Genomic DNA, 16,155 nt, shown 5'->3' on the forward strand with positions numbered 1-16,155 from the left:
TAGGGTGCGCCGTGCGCACCAAGGGCCCAATGCCGAACCTGCCGGTGCGCACGGCCACCCAGCCGCTCTCACAGGCAGAACGCAACCCCGTAGGAGCGGCCCATGGCCGCGATCCATTCGATCATTCAATACCCATTCGCGGGCATGGGACTCGGCGTCTCCCCACACTCCTACAGACACTACGCACCGCGGCAAAGGTCGCCTTGTACCCTACCCGTCCGCATCGCCCGATGGAGAGTGCGCTATGAACGCCTACTGGTATTGCCTGCAGGGCATCGTGCAGCGCGAGTGGTTGCGCTTTGTGTTGCAACGCTCGCGGTTCTTTAGCGCTCTGGTGCGGCCGCTGCTGTGGCTTGTGGTGTTCGCCGCCGGCTTCCGGGCGGCGTTGGGCATCGCCATCATCGCCCCCTATGACACCTACATCACCTACGAGACCTACATAGTCCCGGGCCTGGCCTGCATGATCCTGCTGTTCAACGGCATGCAGGGTTCGCTGTCGATGGTCTACGACCGCGAGATGGGCAGCATGCGCGTGCTGCTGACCAGCCCGCTGCCGCGGGCCTTTCTGCTGGCCAGCAAGCTGCTGGCGATCGCCCTGATCTCGCTGCTGCAGGTCTATGCCTTTCTCGCCATCGCCTGGTTCTACGGCGTGCAGCCGCCACTCTGGGGCCTGCTCGCGGCCTTGCCGGCGCTGCTGCTGGTGGCCCTGCTGCTCAGCGCCCTGGGCCTGCTGCTGAGCAACGGCATCCGCCAGCTGGAGAACTTCGCCGGGGTGATGAATTTCGTGATCTTCCCGCTGTTCTTCCTGTCCTCGGCGCTCTACCCGCTGTGGAAGATGCGCGAGGCCAGCGAATGGCTGTACTGGCTGTGCGCCCTCAACCCCTTCAGCCATGCGGTGGAGCTGGTGCGCTTCGCCCTCTACCAGCGCCTCAGCCTGTCCGCCCTACTGGTCTGCCTGGGCCTGACCCTGCTGTTCGCCGTGCTCGCGGTGCTTACCTTCAACCCGCAACACGCGGCCCTGCGCCGCGCCAGCTAAAGCGGAACGCCGCCCGGCCCCTCCTACAAACAGCGCATGCCCGTGGGAGGGGCTTTAGCCGCGATTGTCTCCAGGCCGCACCCCGCTCTCGCCCAAACCAGCGCCTCCCGGCTTTGCCCAGGCGTTAAACCGCGCCGCGCCCTTTCGCGGGCATGGAACTAGGCGTTCCCCCCGCTCCTACAAGTACCTACAAGCCGAAAGACACGATTGCCTCCAACGACAGCGCGGCGTCTGGACGACGGGGAATTCCCTACAGACCGCACGCTCTGCTGGGCTGGCTTTTACTACTTTGGTACTGCTTTTCCTCTCCAATGGAGAATTTCAAAAGCAGCAGCTTTGCTCTGTAATACGCGCATAAAAAGAACCGAGACCAAAGGCGATGAAGCATTCCCTGCTGGCACGACCTGCTTTCCTGCTGTTCTGCGGCCTGCTGGGCAGTAGCCTGACCTCGCTGGCCCAGGCCCAGACCGAGACACCGCTGTTTTCCGCCGATGGCTACCGCCTGAGCCATTACCGCAGCCCCACCCCGGCCCAGATCGACTATGGCCAGACCCTCGACACCTCAGCCCTGCAGCAGCTGCTGCGCGAGCAGCCACGCACCCGGCTGATCGACGTGTACCGCCGGCCATGGCGGTACGGCCAATTTATCGAAGACGAAGTACATGCCAACCTGCCCGGCAGCCTGTGGCTGGCCAATACCGGTGACGGCGAACTGAGCCCGCAATGGCAGGCCTACTTCAGCCATTACCTGGAGCAGGCCAGTCAGGGCGACAAAGCCTGGCCGCTGGTGTTCTACTGCCGCTCCGACTGCTGGCTAGGCTGGAATGCCAGCAAACGCGCCCATCACCTGGGTTACAGCAACCTCTACTGGTACCGTGACGGCATCGATGGCTGGCAACAGGCCGGCCTGCCCCTGATTCCCGCGCAACCGCTCGTCATGCCGTAACCGTGCAAAATTGTCCCTGCGGCTATAGCCACACCATAATCAAAACAATGAGGTGAAAGGCCATGTACAAAATTCTGATTGCCGACGACCATCCGCTGTTTCGCGAAGCCATCCACAACGTTATCAGCGATGGCTTCCCCGGCAGCGAGATCATGGAAACTGCCGACCTGGACAGCGCCCTGGCCCTGACCCTGGAAAACGACGACCTCGACCTGATCCTGCTCGACCTCAATATGCCCGGCATGCACGGCCTGAACGGCCTGATCAACCTGCGCAACGAAGCTCCGACCATCCCGGTGGTGATCGTCTCCGCCGAGCAGGACAAGCAGATCGTGCTGCAGGCCATCACCTATGGCGCGGTGGGCTTTATCACCAAGTCCTCGCCACGGGCGCAGATGACCGAGGCGATCCAGCAGATCCTCGACGGCAACGTCTACCTGCCGCCGGATATCATCCGCTCGCAGAAAAGCAGCTCGCAGCGCAGCCACTCCGACCACCCCAGCTTCCCGCCGGAACTGCTGCAGGCCCTGACCCGCAAGCAGCTGCTGGTGCTCGAACGCATGACCAAGGGTGAATCCAACAAGCAGATCGCCTACAGCCTGGATATCGCCGAAACCACGGTCAAAGCCCATGTCTCCGCTATCCTGCGCAAACTCAATGTGCATAACCGGGTGCAAGCAATCCTCTCCGCCGGCGATATCGACTTCGCGGCCTACCTGCGCCGCTGAGTCGGCCAGCGACCGCCGGCGCGGGCGAATGCGACTACCCAGACTCCGCTAACCGCTGCCTATGGATGGCCAGGAGTACAGCATGATCCGCCCAGCCACAGGGTTGCAGATACAGCTCAAGCACTGGACCCTGCTACTCGGGGTGCTACAGATCAGCGTCGGCTGCCTGGTTGGCCTTATCCCGCCCGCCGCGGTGGAATGGTTTCGCGGCATCGTCATGGCGCATATCGAGTTCACTGCCAATGGCGTACTGATGGTGGTGTTCGCCTTCCTGGTCAAGGAGATGACGCTCAAGCCCATCGCGCTGCGCTGCTGGTTCGTGACCCTGCAGCTCGGCACCTGGAGCAACGGCGCGGCCGGCCTGGCGGCGGCCTTTATCGGCCGCTCGTCACCCCTGATGCCAACCCTCAATGAGAAGTTCCCGCCGCCCTTTGGTACCGACAGCCTGCTGGTCAGTGGCCTGCTGCAACTGTGCGGTCTGACCATCATCCTGGCACTGCTGCTGACCCTGTACGGCTTGCTGCGGGCCCGGCCGAGATAAGGCCGGCCACAGGCGTCAGCCAGCGTTGCGATCGAGCAGGTGACTGATTGCCGTTTTCAGCTTCATCGGCCGTACCGGCTTGTGCATCAGGGTATGGCCGAGTTCGCGCATCTGCTGCTTGAGTTCGTTGCTGTAGTTGGCGGTGATCATCAGCGCCGGTAGCGGCGTGCTGCGCCGGGCGTTGATCAGGGCCACGGCGTCGACACCGTTGTGGCCGTCGTCGAGGTGGTAGTCGGCGATCAGCAGGTCGGCGTCGGCGTGGTAGTTGTCGACCTGGCGCGCCAGGTCCTCCTCGGAGAGCGCGGTGACCACCTGGCAGCCCCAGGCTTCGAGCAGGGTGCGCATGCCGGCGCAGATCGCCGCGTCGTTATCCAGCACCCAGATGCGCGAGCCGCTGAGGCGTTCGAGCAGCAGATCGGGGGCGTCCTGCACCACCCGCGGGCGTGGCGCGCGGGTGGTCAGCGGCACCTCGATGGCGAACATCGAGCCTTTGCCCAGCTGCGAGCTGACGCGAATGCGGTGGCCGAGCATGCGCGCGATCTTGTCGACGATGGCCAGGCCCAGGCCGAGGCCACGATCCTGCTTGCGGTGGCTGACATCGCCGCGCTTGAACTCCTGGAAGATCTCGCCGAGCTTGTCCTCGGCGATGCCGATGCCAGTGTCCCAGACCTCGATCGACAGGCTCTGCCGACGCCTGCGGCAGCCGAGCAGAATGCGCCCGCTGCTGGTGTAACGGATGGCGTTGCTGAGCAGGTTGCGCAGAATCCGCGCGAGCAGCTGGATATCGCTGCGCACCAGCGCCGAACTGGGGATGAAATCAAGTCGCAGGCCTTCGCTGCCGGCGATCTGGTGGTATTCGGCGGCGAGGTTTTCCAGCAGCTCGCTGACCGCGAAGGGGGCGATATCCGGCTTGATCACCCCGGCGTCGAGCTTGGAAATATCCACCAGGGTGCCGAGCAGGCTCTCCACATCCTCCAGGGAGTTGCTGACGTTGCGCACCAGGGGTGCGTGGCCGGCCAGCTCACCCTTCTCCAGCAGCGCGCTGGTGAACAACCGGGCGGCGTTGAGCGGCTGCAGCAGGTCATGGCTGACCGCGGCGAGGAACTTGGTCTTCGACAGGTTGGCCTGTTCGGCCTCGCCCTTGGCCTCGCGCAGGCGCGACTCCATCTGCGTACGCTCGTCGATCTCGCGGCGCAGCTGCTGATTGACGGTGGTCAGCTCGGCGGTGCGCTCACGCACCCGCTGTTCCAGGTGCTGATAGGCCTGGTGCAGGGCCTCGGCGGTGCGCCGGCGCTCGGTGATATCGCGGATCAGCACGAAGATCCCGGTTACCTCGCCATTGGCCTGGCGATTGGGCACATAGGAACGCAGCATGTAGCGCTCCTGACCGCTGTGGTTGGTTTCGGCGAACTCGAAGGTCACGCTTTCGCCGGACAGCGCCCGTTCGATATAGGGTTCCAGACGCCGGCAATGTTCCTCGCTGTGCACCGCCCGCAGGCTCTGACCGAGCATCGCGCCGCGGGGCCAGCAGTACCATTCCTCGTAGACCTTGTTGGTGAATTCGTAGACCAGGTCGGCGGTCAGGTAGGCGATCAGCGCCGGTACATGGTCGGTGATCAGGCGAATCCAGCGCTCGCTCTCGCTCAAGGCCTCGGCATGCCGATGACGCTCGGTGATATCGGTGAAGGTGTTGACGAAACCGCCGGTGGGCAAGGCATGGGTGCGCACCTCAAGCATGCGTCCGTCGAACAGGTGCAGCTCCAACTCCTCGATCGGCTTGCCGTTGGCGTCGCGGCTGTCCGGGGTCAGCAGGGCCAGCTCGCTGTCGGCCATCACCTCGGCGAAGGGCCGATGGGCGTTGATCGGAGCCAGGCCGCAAAGGTCGAGGAAGCGGTGGTTCCACAGTTCCAGCTGGCCCTCGGCATTGACCATGGCCATGCCCTGGGACAGGTTGTCGACGGCGCGCTGCAGCAGGCGCGACTTCTGCGCCAGGGCCTGTTCGCGGCGCAGGGTTTCGTTGAGTTTGACCTCGGTGATATCGGTGTAGAGGATCACCAGCCCACCCTCGCGGGTCGGCCGCTCGCTGACCTGCACCCAGCGCCCGTCGCGCAGGCGGTAGAGCATATGCTCGCCGTCCTTGCCGCGCTGCTCCTCGACCACCAGGCCGGTGCTCTTGCTCAGGCGTTTGATCTCCGCCAGGCGGGTGCCGGCGTTGATCCGCGCGCGGCTGTGGGCCCAGAAGGACTTGAAACGGCTGTTGAACAGGACGATGCGCTGCTCGCGATCGAACAGGACGAATCCGTCGGAGATGCTCTCGATGGCGTCGATCAGGTGCTGGTGGGCGGTCTCGGCGCGCATCCGCGCGTCGCTGAGCAGCTGGTTGCTGGACTTCAGTTCGGCCATCGCCTGGTTCAGCGCATCGGTGCGCTCGCGCACCTGCTCGGCCAGCACCACCGAATGCTGGAAGGCGGCGTAGGCGTCGTCGCCGCGCGAATGCACCGACTCGACCCGTTCGATCAGGGCCGCGTTGATCCGCTTGAGCTTGTGGTTTTCCTTTTCCAGGGCCTGACAGCGGGCCTGCAGCTCGGCGACATCAGCCTCGGCCGGGGCGGCCAATGGCGACTCCGGTGAAGGTCTGGTTGATGTGCATACCATTGAACTGCTCTCCGTAGGTATTGAAGCCTATGACCGGCTGGCTGCGCAGAAAGGCCGAGACCGGCTCCACGCCGCCGTGGTCTTCGATTTCCAGGCGACGCAGGAAACAGTCGCAACCGATGGTCAGGAGCAAGGGACCGAGGCGCTCACGCAGGCCGTCGAACACCCCTTCCAGGTTGGGCAGCAAGGGCCCGGGCTGCATGGCGGTGAGCACGATGCCGTTCTCCACCGCGCAGTAGAAGGTCAGGCTGAGGTCTTCGTTGACCCGCTGGATCGAGCGCACGTAGTACTGCTCGCTGATGCGCACGGCCAGGGGGTTGGCGGCGAACACCCGGTGATCCAGTTCGGCCAGCGGCACGCCGATCAGCTCGGCATATTCCTGGGCGGCCGGTGCTGCATTCAGTTCATAAACCCGGCGACTGGCGCTGTCGGCACGGGTCACCACCAGTTTCTCGGCACAGGGTTCGATGTGGTGGGTGCTGAACACCTCGAAATCCAGCCAGGTGTTGAACAGCACCACCACCGCCGCGCCGGTGTGAAACTGGCCGCCGTAGTAGACGTGGGTGTGGGTCAGGTGGTTATCGTCGCCGGCCGAGCCGCCGAAATGCGGGATGCTACCCAGGGCTGCGCTGAGCGCGCCGAGCACCACTTCCTCACGGCTGGACAGGCCGTCGAGCAGGGTCAGGGCGAAACTGTGGCCCTTGATCGAGGCCAGTTCGTTGGTGCGGCAGTCTTTGACCAGGCGCTCGACCAGCTGCTGGGCGTCGATCAGGCTGAAACGCTCCATCTCGTCGATCAGGCCGCTGGCGATGGAGAAACTACGGTGATCGAAGCCCACCGCGCTGACGCAGCCGCGGCCATAGCCCTGGGTAGTGATCTCGCCGGCGGTGGTGCAACCGACCAGGTTGATCCCGCCGAAATGCTGTTCCAGCGCCGCGCCGAGGCTCTGCAGGTCGTATTCGGCGGAGCAGAAGAACAGTACGAAGCCCAGATGGGGATGGATCAGTTGCCGTGCCAGTTCCTGCGCCACCAGTTCGACGTCGTTGGCGCAGGACATGGCGGTGACGACGTCGTCGGTCATTTCCTGCTGCATAGCCTGCCCCGCGAATAAACCTAGATAGCCCGGGGTCATTCTACGAAGCTCGGCCCCTGCCCCCCATGCCACTTGAGTAGCGCCGACCTACTCCCTAAGTAGCAGGCCAGAACAACAGCGTCAGCACCAGCAGGCCGACATAGAAGCCGATCTCCAGGGTTTCGCTGAGCGGCTGGATACGCCGCAGAGCCCCGTAGATGTGCACCACTATCATCATCACGGCCACCGCCAGGAGTATTTCGAAGACGGCGTGGATCGCCTCTCCCGTCAGCGCGGCGCGCAGCATCATGGCTTCGAGAATCAGGATAAACGCGCCCAGGCAACGGCCGAAGTAGACCGCAAGGTCGGTATGCGCGGGAAGCGTCCAGCCCATCAGGCGGGCCCAGACCAGCGGAATGCAGAAAATCGGCAGGGCAAAAACGAGGGTGGTCAACAGCGTCAGAATCAACAGGTATTGCGGGGCATGCACACTCCATAAGCCGAGCATGTTGCCTCCTTGAATTCAGCTACGTTCGTTTAACAGACAGCGCATCAGCACAATGGGCAGCGCGAGAATCACGCTGCTGCAGGGTAACAGGATCAGCAGTAAATCCAGGTGCATGGCGATCTCCAGGCAAAGGCCGGGCAAGGTCACCCCGGCCCGGCCTGCTCTGCGGGTTTACCAGTTCAGCACGGCACCCACGGCGAAGGTATTGGTGTCTTCGCTGAGACCGCTGCCGGTGGCGGCGTCGATCTCAAACTGGTTGTATTCGGCCACCAGCTTGAGGTTGTCGTTGATGGTGCGGAAGTAGGCGATGCCGCGGGTCTCGTAGTCGGCGGCGGTGCCCAGACCGTTGCCATCGTCCTCGGTCTTGCCGTAGGACAGCGCTACGCGGTTCTTGCCGAAAGTATAGGAGGTCTGCAGCAGGTAACCGTCGCTGTCCACTTCGCGCAACGTGGCCTCACCGGCGTTGTTGGTATAGAAGGGGTTCATGCCCTCGGCCTGGAAGCCCGAACCGGTTATCGAGAAGCCGCCCATCTTGGCCTGCACGCCATAGCCAAGCCCTTGCGAGGTGACCGAGTCGACGTTGGAATCGGTGTTGTCCGAAGTCTGGTGGGCACCGTTGATCCAGGAGTAGATCTTCGCGCCGGCCACTTCGAACTCGTAGGTGATCTCGGTTTCGAAACGTGGGCTCTCCTGGTAGGCCTTGCCGTCAGCATCGATCTGGTTGGAGTCGTAGGGGTCCATGATCCCGGCGGCCACGCGCAGGCCACCCATTTTCGGGCTGCGGTAGGTGATCTGCGCGGTGGGGAACGGGTACGGGTAGCCGCTGCCGATATTGCCGAAGGACACACCGCCGAAGTCGACCAGGCCCAGGGTGTCGCTGACCTGGCCATAACCGGACAGCAATTCGTCGAGGAAGATGTTGGAACGGGCGAACAGGCCGAAGTCCTTACCCACCAGCACTTCGCCCCACTCGCTGCCGACGGTGCCGTAGAACTGACGCACGTCGATGGCGGTGGAGGTGCCGTTCTGCTCGCTGTCGTTGATGGTGACCCAGAACGAGGAGCGGCCGCCGAGCTTCAGGTCGTCGATCTGCTTGCCGAAGTTGAAGCCGATCCAGTTGGGCAGAAAGCCCATTTTTACCCGCGACTGACGGCGGTCGAAGGTGTCGCCCTCGCGATCCACATCGCTGTTCACATAGAAGGCGTTGATGTAGCCATCGGTGGAAAACGTGGTGTCGTCCTGGTCATACAGAACGATTTCCGCGGCGGCTTGCTGGGCCGTAGCCATGGCCACGGCGGCAGTCAGTGCCAGAGGCAGGAATCGGGTGCTGGCGATCTTCTTGTTGTTCATAACGCTCTCCGCTTGAGGAACGACTAATCAGTCAGTCGGGTCGGAGGCGATTATCGAAAAGCCCTGGCAGTGGCCATATGCTGCTATGGCACTGCTTGGCTGCTGCCTTGGCCGGGCGCGCCGGCGCAGGCGTAAAGGCGTACGACTGCTGCGACCCTAGGCTCTGAGCAGAAAGAAGCAGGCCCAAGGTCGTAATACCGGGGGCAATCCAGGAACAAGGGCAAGGCACGGACAGGCGCACGCCTATAAAGGCCGCGTGCGGGCAAGGCTGGCCGGTGGTTTAGGTTTGGTGGGAGGGCGATGTACCAATTCAGTGTTGCCAGCAGGGCTTGCGGGTGCTGCGAACCCTGTAGGAGCGGGCCATGCCCGCGATGTTTTTCTATTGAGCCACGATTCGCGGGCAAGCCCGCTCCTACAGGGGCTGTAGCATGCCGACAACAGCCTACTCAGACATAGCCACGATTTATGTTTTTCAGAGGGAAAAACGCGAGCCTTAGCCCAGGGCGACCCAGCCACTGGCAGGCGGCGCGCTATTGGCCAGCACGCGCCAACCGCAGCGTGCCTGACTCAGCAACGCCTGGCTGTGCCGCAGTGCCGGCCAGCCGCAGCCAACCAGGGCCTGCACCACGGCCGTGACATGGCTGGCCGGCAGCCCGGCCAGATGCAGCAGCCATTGCTGCTCGGCGAAGTCGGCCAGGTTGCCGGCGCTACTCTGCAACTGGGCCTGCAGCTGCGCGGCGGCCTGGGCGATTGCGCCCTCGTCCAGCCCCGCCAGGCGTTCGCCCTGGGCCTGCACAAAGTCTTCGATATGGCCGAGGATCTGCTCGGTCGAGGCATGGGGCGACTGCACGGCAAACAGAATGCCCGCTTGCCCCTGCACCTGGCGAAAGCCGCAAAACACCGCGTAGCCCACCTGCAGTTCGCTACGCAATCGCTGAAAGAACGCCCCCTGGTAAAGATGCGCCAGCAGCCGCCAACTGGCCTCGCTGGCAGCATCGGCGGCCGGTTGCGGACAGAACAGCAGCAGCGCCGCCTCGCTGCTGTCGCACCTGTCGTGCAGCCAGTAACGCCCGGCCTCGACGGCGTGGGCTGAGACAGCCGGAACCAGGGGCGCAAAGCTGGCGAACAGCGCCTCCAGCGCGCGCTGCCCGGACGGCAGCAGCCCTACGCCCAAGCCTTCCAGGAGGACCTGGCGGTAGCGCGCCTGCAACGGCTCCAGGCCGGGCGACTCGGCCGCCCTGTCAGGAGCCCGCAGCAACCCTGGCAAGCGCTGCAACAACTGGCGAATCGGCATCTGCCCCTGCTGCCTATTGTCCTGGGCCTGGCGCATCCCCAACTGCCAGGCCGCCTCTGTCGGCTCCAGCAGACGCGGCAGGGCCTGCTGCGCCACCCTGACCAGCATCTCGGCCGGGCCCTGCAGAACCAACTGCAGCCCTGCACTCGCGGCGGACAGGTGCAGGCTGACGCCCGCCTGGGCGGCACTGGCCTGGGTTTCCCGCAGCGCCTCCTGGGCCACGGCCAGGGCAATCTGCAGCGGCAGCGGTGCGCTAAAACAGCAACGCCAGTACAGCGCGCCCTGCCCGTCCGCCTGGCTGTCCGGCGCGGCCAGCCAGCGCAGCTGGGCGCTGCAACTCAGCAGCGGAGCCGGCGGCGGCGTAACCGTGAAAAAGGGGTTGGCCGCCGGCAGTTGCCAGCACCAGTCGGTCGTTGCAGCCGAGAAAGGCGGTATGGCGGCCATACGCAGGGCAAAACCAGCGGTCGACCAGAGCGGCTGCTCGGCCTGGCTGACCAACAACTCGATCAACCGCTGCGGCTGGCGCATCTGCTCGAGCACGGCACGCAGGCAGTGCTCGCCCTGGACGGTCAGCGCGTCATGGGGATTGCCGCCAACGGCCAGGCCGTCCTGCCAGTAACGCGCCAACGCCAGGGGTGGCAGGCTGCGCCGCTGGCTCTGGCGGATTGCCCGATAGCTGTCCTGCAGCGTCGTCCAGTCGGCCTCGGCAAAGAACTCCAGCCAGCCCTGCAGCGCCGCGGTAATGCCCGCGCGTGCCTGCTCCGCGCCTTCCACCCCGGCAAAGCTCAGCAGCAGCAAGGCCTGCTCGTCATGCTGATACAGCCGGCGAACCTCCAGGTCCCGGCACAGCTGCGCGGTTCGCAGGTTGGCCAGCAGGCCGCCTGACGACTCGCCAAGCAGCCAGGTCTGGAGAAAATCCAGCGCCTCGGCCAGCCCACCCGCTTGCGCCGGGCGCGGCAGTTCCAGGGCAAAACACAACTGCAGGCTGGGGGCATCCGCCGGCAGACACAGCTGCAAGTGCTGCGCCCTCAGCGGCAACAGTGCTGCAGCCGCTGACCGAGCCGGGCCGTCGCCTTCACCCAGGGCAGCGCCATAGGCCTCGGCCAGGGCATAGAGCTGCTCCGGCGGCTGCGGTGCCAGCAGCACCAGGGTCAGATTGTCAGCCTGGTAGAAACGCTGATGAAAGGCCCGCAGCGCCTGCTGGAAGTCCCCCTGCTCGACCGCCAGGGTCTCTCGGTTGCCCGCCTGAAAGGCGGCAAAACGATGCCCCGCAGGCAAGGCCTGGCCCAGCGCTGTACTGATCAGGGTGTCGGCATCCTGACCGCGGGCGATAAATTCGGCGTGCACCACCTCGCGCTCGCGCACCTGCGCCTCGGGCTCGAACAGGGGCCTGGCGAGCATATCCAGCAGCCGCGCCAGGGCCTCTTCGAGGCGCTGCGCCGGTACCTCGCAGAAATAATCGGTGTGATGCGCCTGGGTCGAGGCATTGAGCTGGCCACCGCAGGCCTGCACGAACGGCATCAGCCGCTGCTCGCCAGCGAAACCGGCGCTGCCTAAAAACAGCAGGTGTTCGAGAAAATGCGCCAGCCCCGGGTATTCCAGCGGCTCGTCATGACTGCCGGCGGCGACCCGCAGGCTGATCGCCGCCTTGGTCACACCCGGCTGGCTCAGCAGGATCACACCCAGACCATTGCCCAGCCGCCGATAGTCGGGCTGCGGCCCAGGGTGTACAGAAGGTGCGGCGCGAGCAGACATGGTTGGCAGTGGCCCTGGCGGAGTTCGGCAAACAAGCATCAATGTCCCAGCCTATGCCGCGCAATAGTGCTTTGGAAGTACGCAGTGGTTAATCGGCAACCCGCCCGATTTGTCTGGCCATTTCGCGGATAACGATTTCAACCATGGCCCGCAGTAAGCGCATCTCACCATTCAGCGTTGCACGGATCTCGGGGCGCGGCATCTTCCCGGCTCAACCACGCCTGGCTATAGGCAAACGCCCAGAGGCCGTTGAACTCGCGCAGCGCCCCCGCCATGACACTGTTGATCCAGACATTCAGCGCCCGCTGCATCAGGGCACCTCGTTTTTCGAGGTCTCAGGTTGTGCATCCACAGTGCGCTGACGCTTGCGCTGGATGCTCTGGTAATGCCCCAGGGTTTCAGGGGCAAAGGCCTCCGGGACCTCAAGCGTTACGCTCAAATCCTCATGATCGAGAGGATTTTATGGGCCATCGCTCAATGCAGCTGACCAACGGCCGGCACCCTCGGCTGCCATGCCGCACGGCGGTCGAGAAGCCGGCAAGCTGCGATTGACAGGCTGAAATCAAAAGGAAATATGCCGGCTCTACAGTGCACACACAAATTCAGGAGAGCACGCTTGTGAGCCGCACGATACGACACCTCTGCAAAACGCTCGACCAGGTGGCCAGCAACAATGAGACTGCCGCAGTTGCCGTGATGCGCGCGGCGGAAAGAATTGGCGACGAGGTGCTCAGGCAGCAACTGTTCAACGTGATCCATCGGATGAACCTGGATGCCGCTCAACTGCGCGGCGCCCGAGAAGAGATCGCCGGCCAGGCGTTGAAACGCGCCTGAAATGGCATTGAGTCCGTTGAGCTGCCTGCCTAGATGGCCGCTCAAGTACCGCGCCCAGCCGCCCATACGCCGCCGTCAACGGCCAGAAATCCTGACCGTTGACGCTCGTTGAGATAAGCCGCTCAAGCCTATAACTCAGTCCCTGCCCTCGCGGCTTAGCTGCCAATCACCCCGCCATCATTTTTAGAAATCAGCACCGTGGTCGAACGCGGCCGGCTCTGGCCGTCGCTGGCCGGGTAGCTGATGCCGGGATGCTGCACATTCGCCCACATCGTCTTGCCATCCGGGCTCCAGGCCAGGCCGGTGATTTCGCAGCCGCGCGGACCGACCAGAAAGCGTCTGACCTCGCGGGTGCTGGGGTCGGCGCAGAGCAGCTGGTTGCAGCCCATGGCCTGCATCGCCGCTTCATCGTCGCCGTAGTCGGTCTGAATCCACAGCCGTCCGTGGCGGTCGAAGGCCAGGCCATCGGGCGAGGAAAAGAGGTCGCCGTTGATGGTGCCGGTGAGATTGGCGGGCACCGCGTTGCCGTTGGCGTCACGGGCCCCTTTCTGCTCGCCGGCCAGGAGAAACAGCTCCCAACTGAAGGTTTCGGCGCTGGGGTCGGCACCCTGCTCCTTGAAACGCAGGATTTGCCCATGCAGGTTCTGCGGGCGCGGGTTGGCTTTATCGGTGGGCTGTTTGTCGCCACGACCATCGTTATTGGTCAGGGCCACATAGACCTCTCGGCTGGCGGGATGCACGGCCGCCCACTCGGGCCTGTCCATCGGCGTTGCCCCCACCAGGTCGGCGGCGGCGCGGGCGTTTAGCAGCACCTCGGCCTGGCTGGCAAAGCCACTGGCGGCGGTCAGGCCGTTCTGTCCATGGACCAGGGCCAGCCATTGACCGGAGCCGTCGGCATCGAAACGCGCGACGTAGAGGGTGCCTTCATCCAGCAGGTCGCGGTTGGCCTTGGGCTTGGCCGCATCGAAACGCCCACTGGGGACGAACTTGTAGACGTACTCGCCCTTGGCGTCGTCGCCGGAATAAAACGCCATGCGCCCGTCATCGCCCAGGCTCAGGGCCGCGCATTCACGGCTGAAGCGACCAAAGGCGGTGCGTTTGATCGGCTGCGCCTGCGGGTCGAAGGGGTCGATTTCCACCACCCAGCCAAAGCGGTGCGGCTCGTTGACGTAGCCGCCGTGGGCTTGCCGCGGGTCGGGGGTGGCGTCGAAGCGCGGGTCGGCGGTTTCCCAGGCGTAATTCTTGCTGGTGCCCTCTTGGGCCAGGCCATAGCGCTTGTGCGACACGCGGCTGGCGTAGTCGGCCTGATCACGGTTGATAAAGTAGTTGTGCCAGTTTTCCTCGCAGGTGAGGAAGGTGCCCCAGGGGGTGATGCCGGTGGCGCAGTTGTTGATTGTGCCGAGCACTTCACGGCCGCTGGGGTCGGCGACGGTTTGCATCAGCGCGTGTCCGGCCAGTGGGCCGGCGATGCGCATGGCGGTGAGGGCGCTGATGCGGCGGTTGTAGGGCGAATCCATGACCCGCTGCCACTGGCCGTCCGCAGCCTTCTGCACCTCGATCACCGATACGCCATGGGCGGCCTGCTCCTTGCGCACCTCATTCAGCGGCCGCGGCTTGCTCTGGTCGATGCGGTTACCGGGGTGCAGCGGCGGGTTGACGTATTCGTGGTTCATCACCAGCAGACCACGGTCGGTTTCGCCCTCGAAGGCGAAGAAATCCATGCCGTCGTGGTTGTCCCCGGCCTGCTTGAGTTGGGCCTGCCAATCGTCGCTGGCATCCGGGTTCCACTGCGGCGCGCCGGCCTCGACCGGGTCGCCCCAGGAGAAGAACGGCGTGGCGCTGTAGCCTTCGGCGACCAGCACGCGATCGAATTGCGGGTCGATCTGCACCGGCACGCCCTTGAAGCCCAGCAGCGGGCTGGCCCCGGCACTGCGGCAGGCACTGATGCCACCGGCGAAGAAACCGAGCGCGGCCAGGGTAAGGCCGCCCTTGAGCACATTGCGTCGAGCTGGGTTAACCACGTCGCTGAGCGCCAGGTTTGCGCTAGGGTTGATCGCCACATCATCGTGGGCTTCAAGGCTTGCGTGAAACTGTTGGTGATCCGGGTTCATTACGGCTCTCGCAAAAAGTGGCGCGCACCGCCCCGCACCGCTCGATACGGAGCAGCCTGGACGGCGGGCATGGGTTATTCGATCCGGTAGGTAAAGGTGTTCTTCACATTGGGTACGGCGACGGCGCGGCCATCGATCACCCGCGGCTGGTAGCGAAAGCTCTTGGCTGCGGCCAATGAGGGTCGGATAAACAAGGGATGGCAGGCACCGACCACCTCGGGCTGTTCAACCCGCCCCTGGGCATTGACTGTGTAGCTGACCGTACATTCGCCCTCGATACCCTTGTCCAGTGCGCGCCGCGGGTAAGCCGGTGCCTTCTTGGCAATCGGCAGGTACTGACGGCTGGCCGCCGCAGCGGCTTCGGCCTGACGCGCCTGCTCGGCAGCTGCGTCGGCAGTCTGCTGACGTTGCTGTGCTGCCAGCTGCTCGGCGGCTTGGCGTTGTTGCGCCTGCTCACGCTCTTGCTGTTCTTGCCGAGCCTGCTCCTGACGTTTGCTTTCAAGCCGCTGGCGTTGCTGCTCAAGCTTCTCCTGCTCCACACGCTTGTGCGCCAGCGCCGCCTGCTCCAGCTTTTGCTGGGCGATACGCGGGTCGATCTGCGGCTGCACCGGCGCAAGCGCTTCCGGCTGCGGAGCTTCGACCGGCACGGGTGGCGCGGTTTCCACCACAGGCGCGGGAGGCGGCAGGCTGAGCAACTGCATGCTGATGGTGTTGATGCTCGGTGCGGCGGGCTTTTCCACCGGCCAGTTGACCAGCAACAGGGCCAGCACCAACCCATGCAGGGCCAGGGTTAATAGCGCAGCCTGGGCATTGCGCAGACGCGAGATTGGCAATCTGGGCCAGACAACAGAAGCGGGATTGTCCATCAGCACGCTGCTCACTGCGGGGCCTCGGTGATCAGGCCGAGGTTGCTCACCCCGCCCTTCTGCAAGGCGGCGATACCGGCGACCACGGTGGCGTAGTCAGCGGCCTGATCGGCGCGGATATACACCTGGGTGTCGCCGCGCTCGGCGATGATCTGCGTCACCTGGGCGGTCATTTCCTCCAGGCCCACGGCGCTGTCGGTCTGCTGCTCGGTATTCAACTCGCTGCCCAGGTTCCAGTAATAGCCGCCGTCCGCCTGCACCGAGAGGGTGAGGATCTGCTGCTGGGTATCGGTGGGCAGCGCTTCGCTGGCGACCTTGGGCAGCTCGACCTTCACCCCCTGGGTGAGCATCGGCGCGGTGACCATAAAGATCACCAGCAGCACCAGCATCACGTCGATGTAGGGCACCACGTTCATCTCGGCCTTGGGCGCGTGTTTGTTTATCGGCTTGCGCATGGCG

General features: G+C 64.4%; 15 protein-coding genes. 5 read left to right on the forward strand and 10 right to left on the reverse strand.

The window, feature by feature from the left end; translation table 11 throughout:
- The first annotated feature begins 244 nt into the window (after positions 1-244).
- The 4 genes from WMW70_RS21545 (at position 245) to WMW70_RS21560 (ending at position 3,251) form a co-directional block, all read left to right on the forward strand.
- A complete protein-coding gene (locus WMW70_RS21545) occupies positions 245-1,036 on the forward strand; it encodes an ABC transporter permease (RefSeq protein ID WP_341439509.1) in 792 nt (263 codons plus the stop codon).
- A 379-nt stretch (positions 1,037-1,415) separates the two neighbouring features.
- Positions 1,416-1,982: a PQQ-dependent catabolism-associated CXXCW motif protein gene (locus WMW70_RS21550; RefSeq protein WP_341439510.1), complete on the forward strand. Its 567-nt coding sequence runs from the start codon at positions 1,416-1,418 to the stop codon at positions 1,980-1,982.
- 62 nt (positions 1,983-2,044) lie between these two features.
- The gene (locus tag WMW70_RS21555; RefSeq protein ID WP_341439511.1) at positions 2,045-2,710 is read left to right on the forward strand and encodes a response regulator transcription factor; all 666 of its coding nucleotides are present in this window, start codon (positions 2,045-2,047) and stop codon (positions 2,708-2,710) included.
- A gap of 82 nt (positions 2,711-2,792) precedes the next feature.
- A complete protein-coding gene (locus tag WMW70_RS21560) occupies positions 2,793-3,251 on the forward strand; it encodes a hypothetical protein (RefSeq protein ID WP_341439512.1) in 459 nt (152 codons plus the stop codon).
- 15 nt (positions 3,252-3,266) lie between these two features.
- Here WMW70_RS21560 and nahK read toward each other — a convergent pair whose 3' ends face one another.
- The 7 genes from nahK to WMW70_RS21595 form a co-directional block, all read right to left on the reverse strand.
- Positions 3,267-5,906 (reverse strand): hybrid sensor histidine kinase/response regulator NahK/ErcS', encoded by a 2,640-nt coding sequence (gene nahK, locus WMW70_RS21565; RefSeq protein ID WP_341439513.1) that lies wholly within the window; start codon positions 5,904-5,906, stop codon positions 3,267-3,269.
- On the reverse strand, positions 5,845-6,999 hold the full coding sequence (gene nosP / locus WMW70_RS21570; RefSeq protein ID WP_341439514.1) for a nitric oxide-sensing protein NosP: 1,155 nt from the start codon (positions 6,997-6,999) through the stop codon (positions 5,845-5,847). The genes nahK and nosP overlap by 62 nt, the downstream gene beginning before the upstream one ends.
- A gap of 94 nt (positions 7,000-7,093) precedes the next feature.
- Positions 7,094-7,486 carry a hypothetical protein gene (locus tag WMW70_RS21575; RefSeq protein ID WP_341439515.1) on the reverse strand — a complete coding sequence of 131 codons (393 nt, stop codon included), beginning with the start codon at positions 7,484-7,486 and terminating at the stop codon, positions 7,094-7,096.
- Between the two features lie 171 nt (positions 7,487-7,657).
- On the reverse strand, positions 7,658-8,836 hold the full coding sequence (locus WMW70_RS21580; protein ID WP_341439516.1) for a porin: 1,179 nt from the start codon (positions 8,834-8,836) through the stop codon (positions 7,658-7,660).
- 493 nt (positions 8,837-9,329) lie between these two features.
- Positions 9,330-11,885: a pyrroloquinoline quinone biosynthesis protein PqqF gene (gene pqqF / locus WMW70_RS21585; RefSeq protein WP_341439517.1), complete on the reverse strand. Its 2,556-nt coding sequence runs from the start codon at positions 11,883-11,885 to the stop codon at positions 9,330-9,332.
- A 164-nt stretch (positions 11,886-12,049) separates the two neighbouring features.
- The gene (locus WMW70_RS21590; RefSeq protein ID WP_341439518.1) at positions 12,050-12,196 is read right to left on the reverse strand and encodes a hypothetical protein; all 147 of its coding nucleotides are present in this window, start codon (positions 12,194-12,196) and stop codon (positions 12,050-12,052) included.
- The gene (locus WMW70_RS21595; RefSeq protein WP_341439519.1) at positions 12,196-12,324 is read right to left on the reverse strand and encodes a hypothetical protein; all 129 of its coding nucleotides are present in this window, start codon (positions 12,322-12,324) and stop codon (positions 12,196-12,198) included. Before WMW70_RS21595 ends, WMW70_RS21590 begins: the two co-directional genes overlap by 1 nt.
- 179 nt (positions 12,325-12,503) lie before the next feature.
- Here WMW70_RS21595 and WMW70_RS21600 point away from each other — a divergent pair, with 179 nt between their 5' ends.
- On the forward strand, positions 12,504-12,719 hold the full coding sequence (locus tag WMW70_RS21600) for a hypothetical protein (protein WP_341439520.1): 216 nt from the start codon (positions 12,504-12,506) through the stop codon (positions 12,717-12,719).
- A gap of 155 nt (positions 12,720-12,874) precedes the next feature.
- On the opposite strand, the gene WMW70_RS21605 is transcribed toward WMW70_RS21600, so the two are convergent.
- The 3 genes from WMW70_RS21605 to tolR all read right to left on the reverse strand — a co-directional run bounded on the left by WMW70_RS21605 (position 12,875) and on the right by tolR (position 16,151).
- Positions 12,875-14,830, reverse strand: a complete 1,956-nt coding sequence (locus WMW70_RS21605; RefSeq protein ID WP_341439521.1) for a PhoX family protein — start codon at positions 14,828-14,830, stop codon at positions 12,875-12,877.
- Positions 14,831-14,904: 74 nt separating this feature from the next.
- On the reverse strand, positions 14,905-15,696 hold the full coding sequence (locus WMW70_RS21610; protein WP_341439522.1) for an energy transducer TonB: 792 nt from the start codon (positions 15,694-15,696) through the stop codon (positions 14,905-14,907).
- Between the two features lie 11 nt (positions 15,697-15,707).
- Entirely contained in the window at positions 15,708-16,151 is a 444-nt protein-coding gene (gene tolR, locus WMW70_RS21615; protein ID WP_341439523.1) for a protein TolR, read from the reverse strand.
- Positions 16,152-16,155: the final 4 nt, after the last annotated feature.

Source organism: Pseudomonas sp. XK-1 (genome assembly GCF_038069885.1).
Classification (GTDB): domain Bacteria; phylum Pseudomonadota; class Gammaproteobacteria; order Pseudomonadales; family Pseudomonadaceae; genus Aquipseudomonas.

Coding starts and splice junctions, on each gene's coding strand:
- pqqF (WP_341439517.1), bottom strand. CDS start 11,885: ATGTCTGCTCGCGCCGCACCTTCTGTACACCCTGGGCCGCAGCCCGAC.
- WMW70_RS21560 (WP_341439512.1), top strand. CDS start 2,793: ATGATCCGCCCAGCCACAGGGTTGCAGATACAGCTCAAGCACTGGACC.
- WMW70_RS21550 (WP_341439510.1), top strand. CDS start 1,416: ATGAAGCATTCCCTGCTGGCACGACCTGCTTTCCTGCTGTTCTGCGGC.
- nosP (WP_341439514.1), bottom strand. CDS start 6,999: ATGCAGCAGGAAATGACCGACGACGTCGTCACCGCCATGTCCTGCGCC.
- WMW70_RS21590 (WP_341439518.1), bottom strand. CDS start 12,196: ATGCAGCGGGCGCTGAATGTCTGGATCAACAGTGTCATGGCGGGGGCG.
- WMW70_RS21605 (WP_341439521.1), bottom strand. CDS start 14,830: ATGAACCCGGATCACCAACAGTTTCACGCAAGCCTTGAAGCCCACGAT.
- WMW70_RS21545 (WP_341439509.1), top strand. CDS start 245: ATGAACGCCTACTGGTATTGCCTGCAGGGCATCGTGCAGCGCGAGTGG.
- WMW70_RS21610 (WP_341439522.1), bottom strand. CDS start 15,696: ATGGACAATCCCGCTTCTGTTGTCTGGCCCAGATTGCCAATCTCGCGT.
- tolR (WP_341439523.1), bottom strand. CDS start 16,151: ATGCGCAAGCCGATAAACAAACACGCGCCCAAGGCCGAGATGAACGTG.
- WMW70_RS21575 (WP_341439515.1), bottom strand. CDS start 7,486: ATGCTCGGCTTATGGAGTGTGCATGCCCCGCAATACCTGTTGATTCTG.
- WMW70_RS21580 (WP_341439516.1), bottom strand. CDS start 8,836: ATGAACAACAAGAAGATCGCCAGCACCCGATTCCTGCCTCTGGCACTG.
- WMW70_RS21555 (WP_341439511.1), top strand. CDS start 2,045: ATGTACAAAATTCTGATTGCCGACGACCATCCGCTGTTTCGCGAAGCC.
- nahK (WP_341439513.1), bottom strand. CDS start 5,906: ATGGTATGCACATCAACCAGACCTTCACCGGAGTCGCCATTGGCCGCC.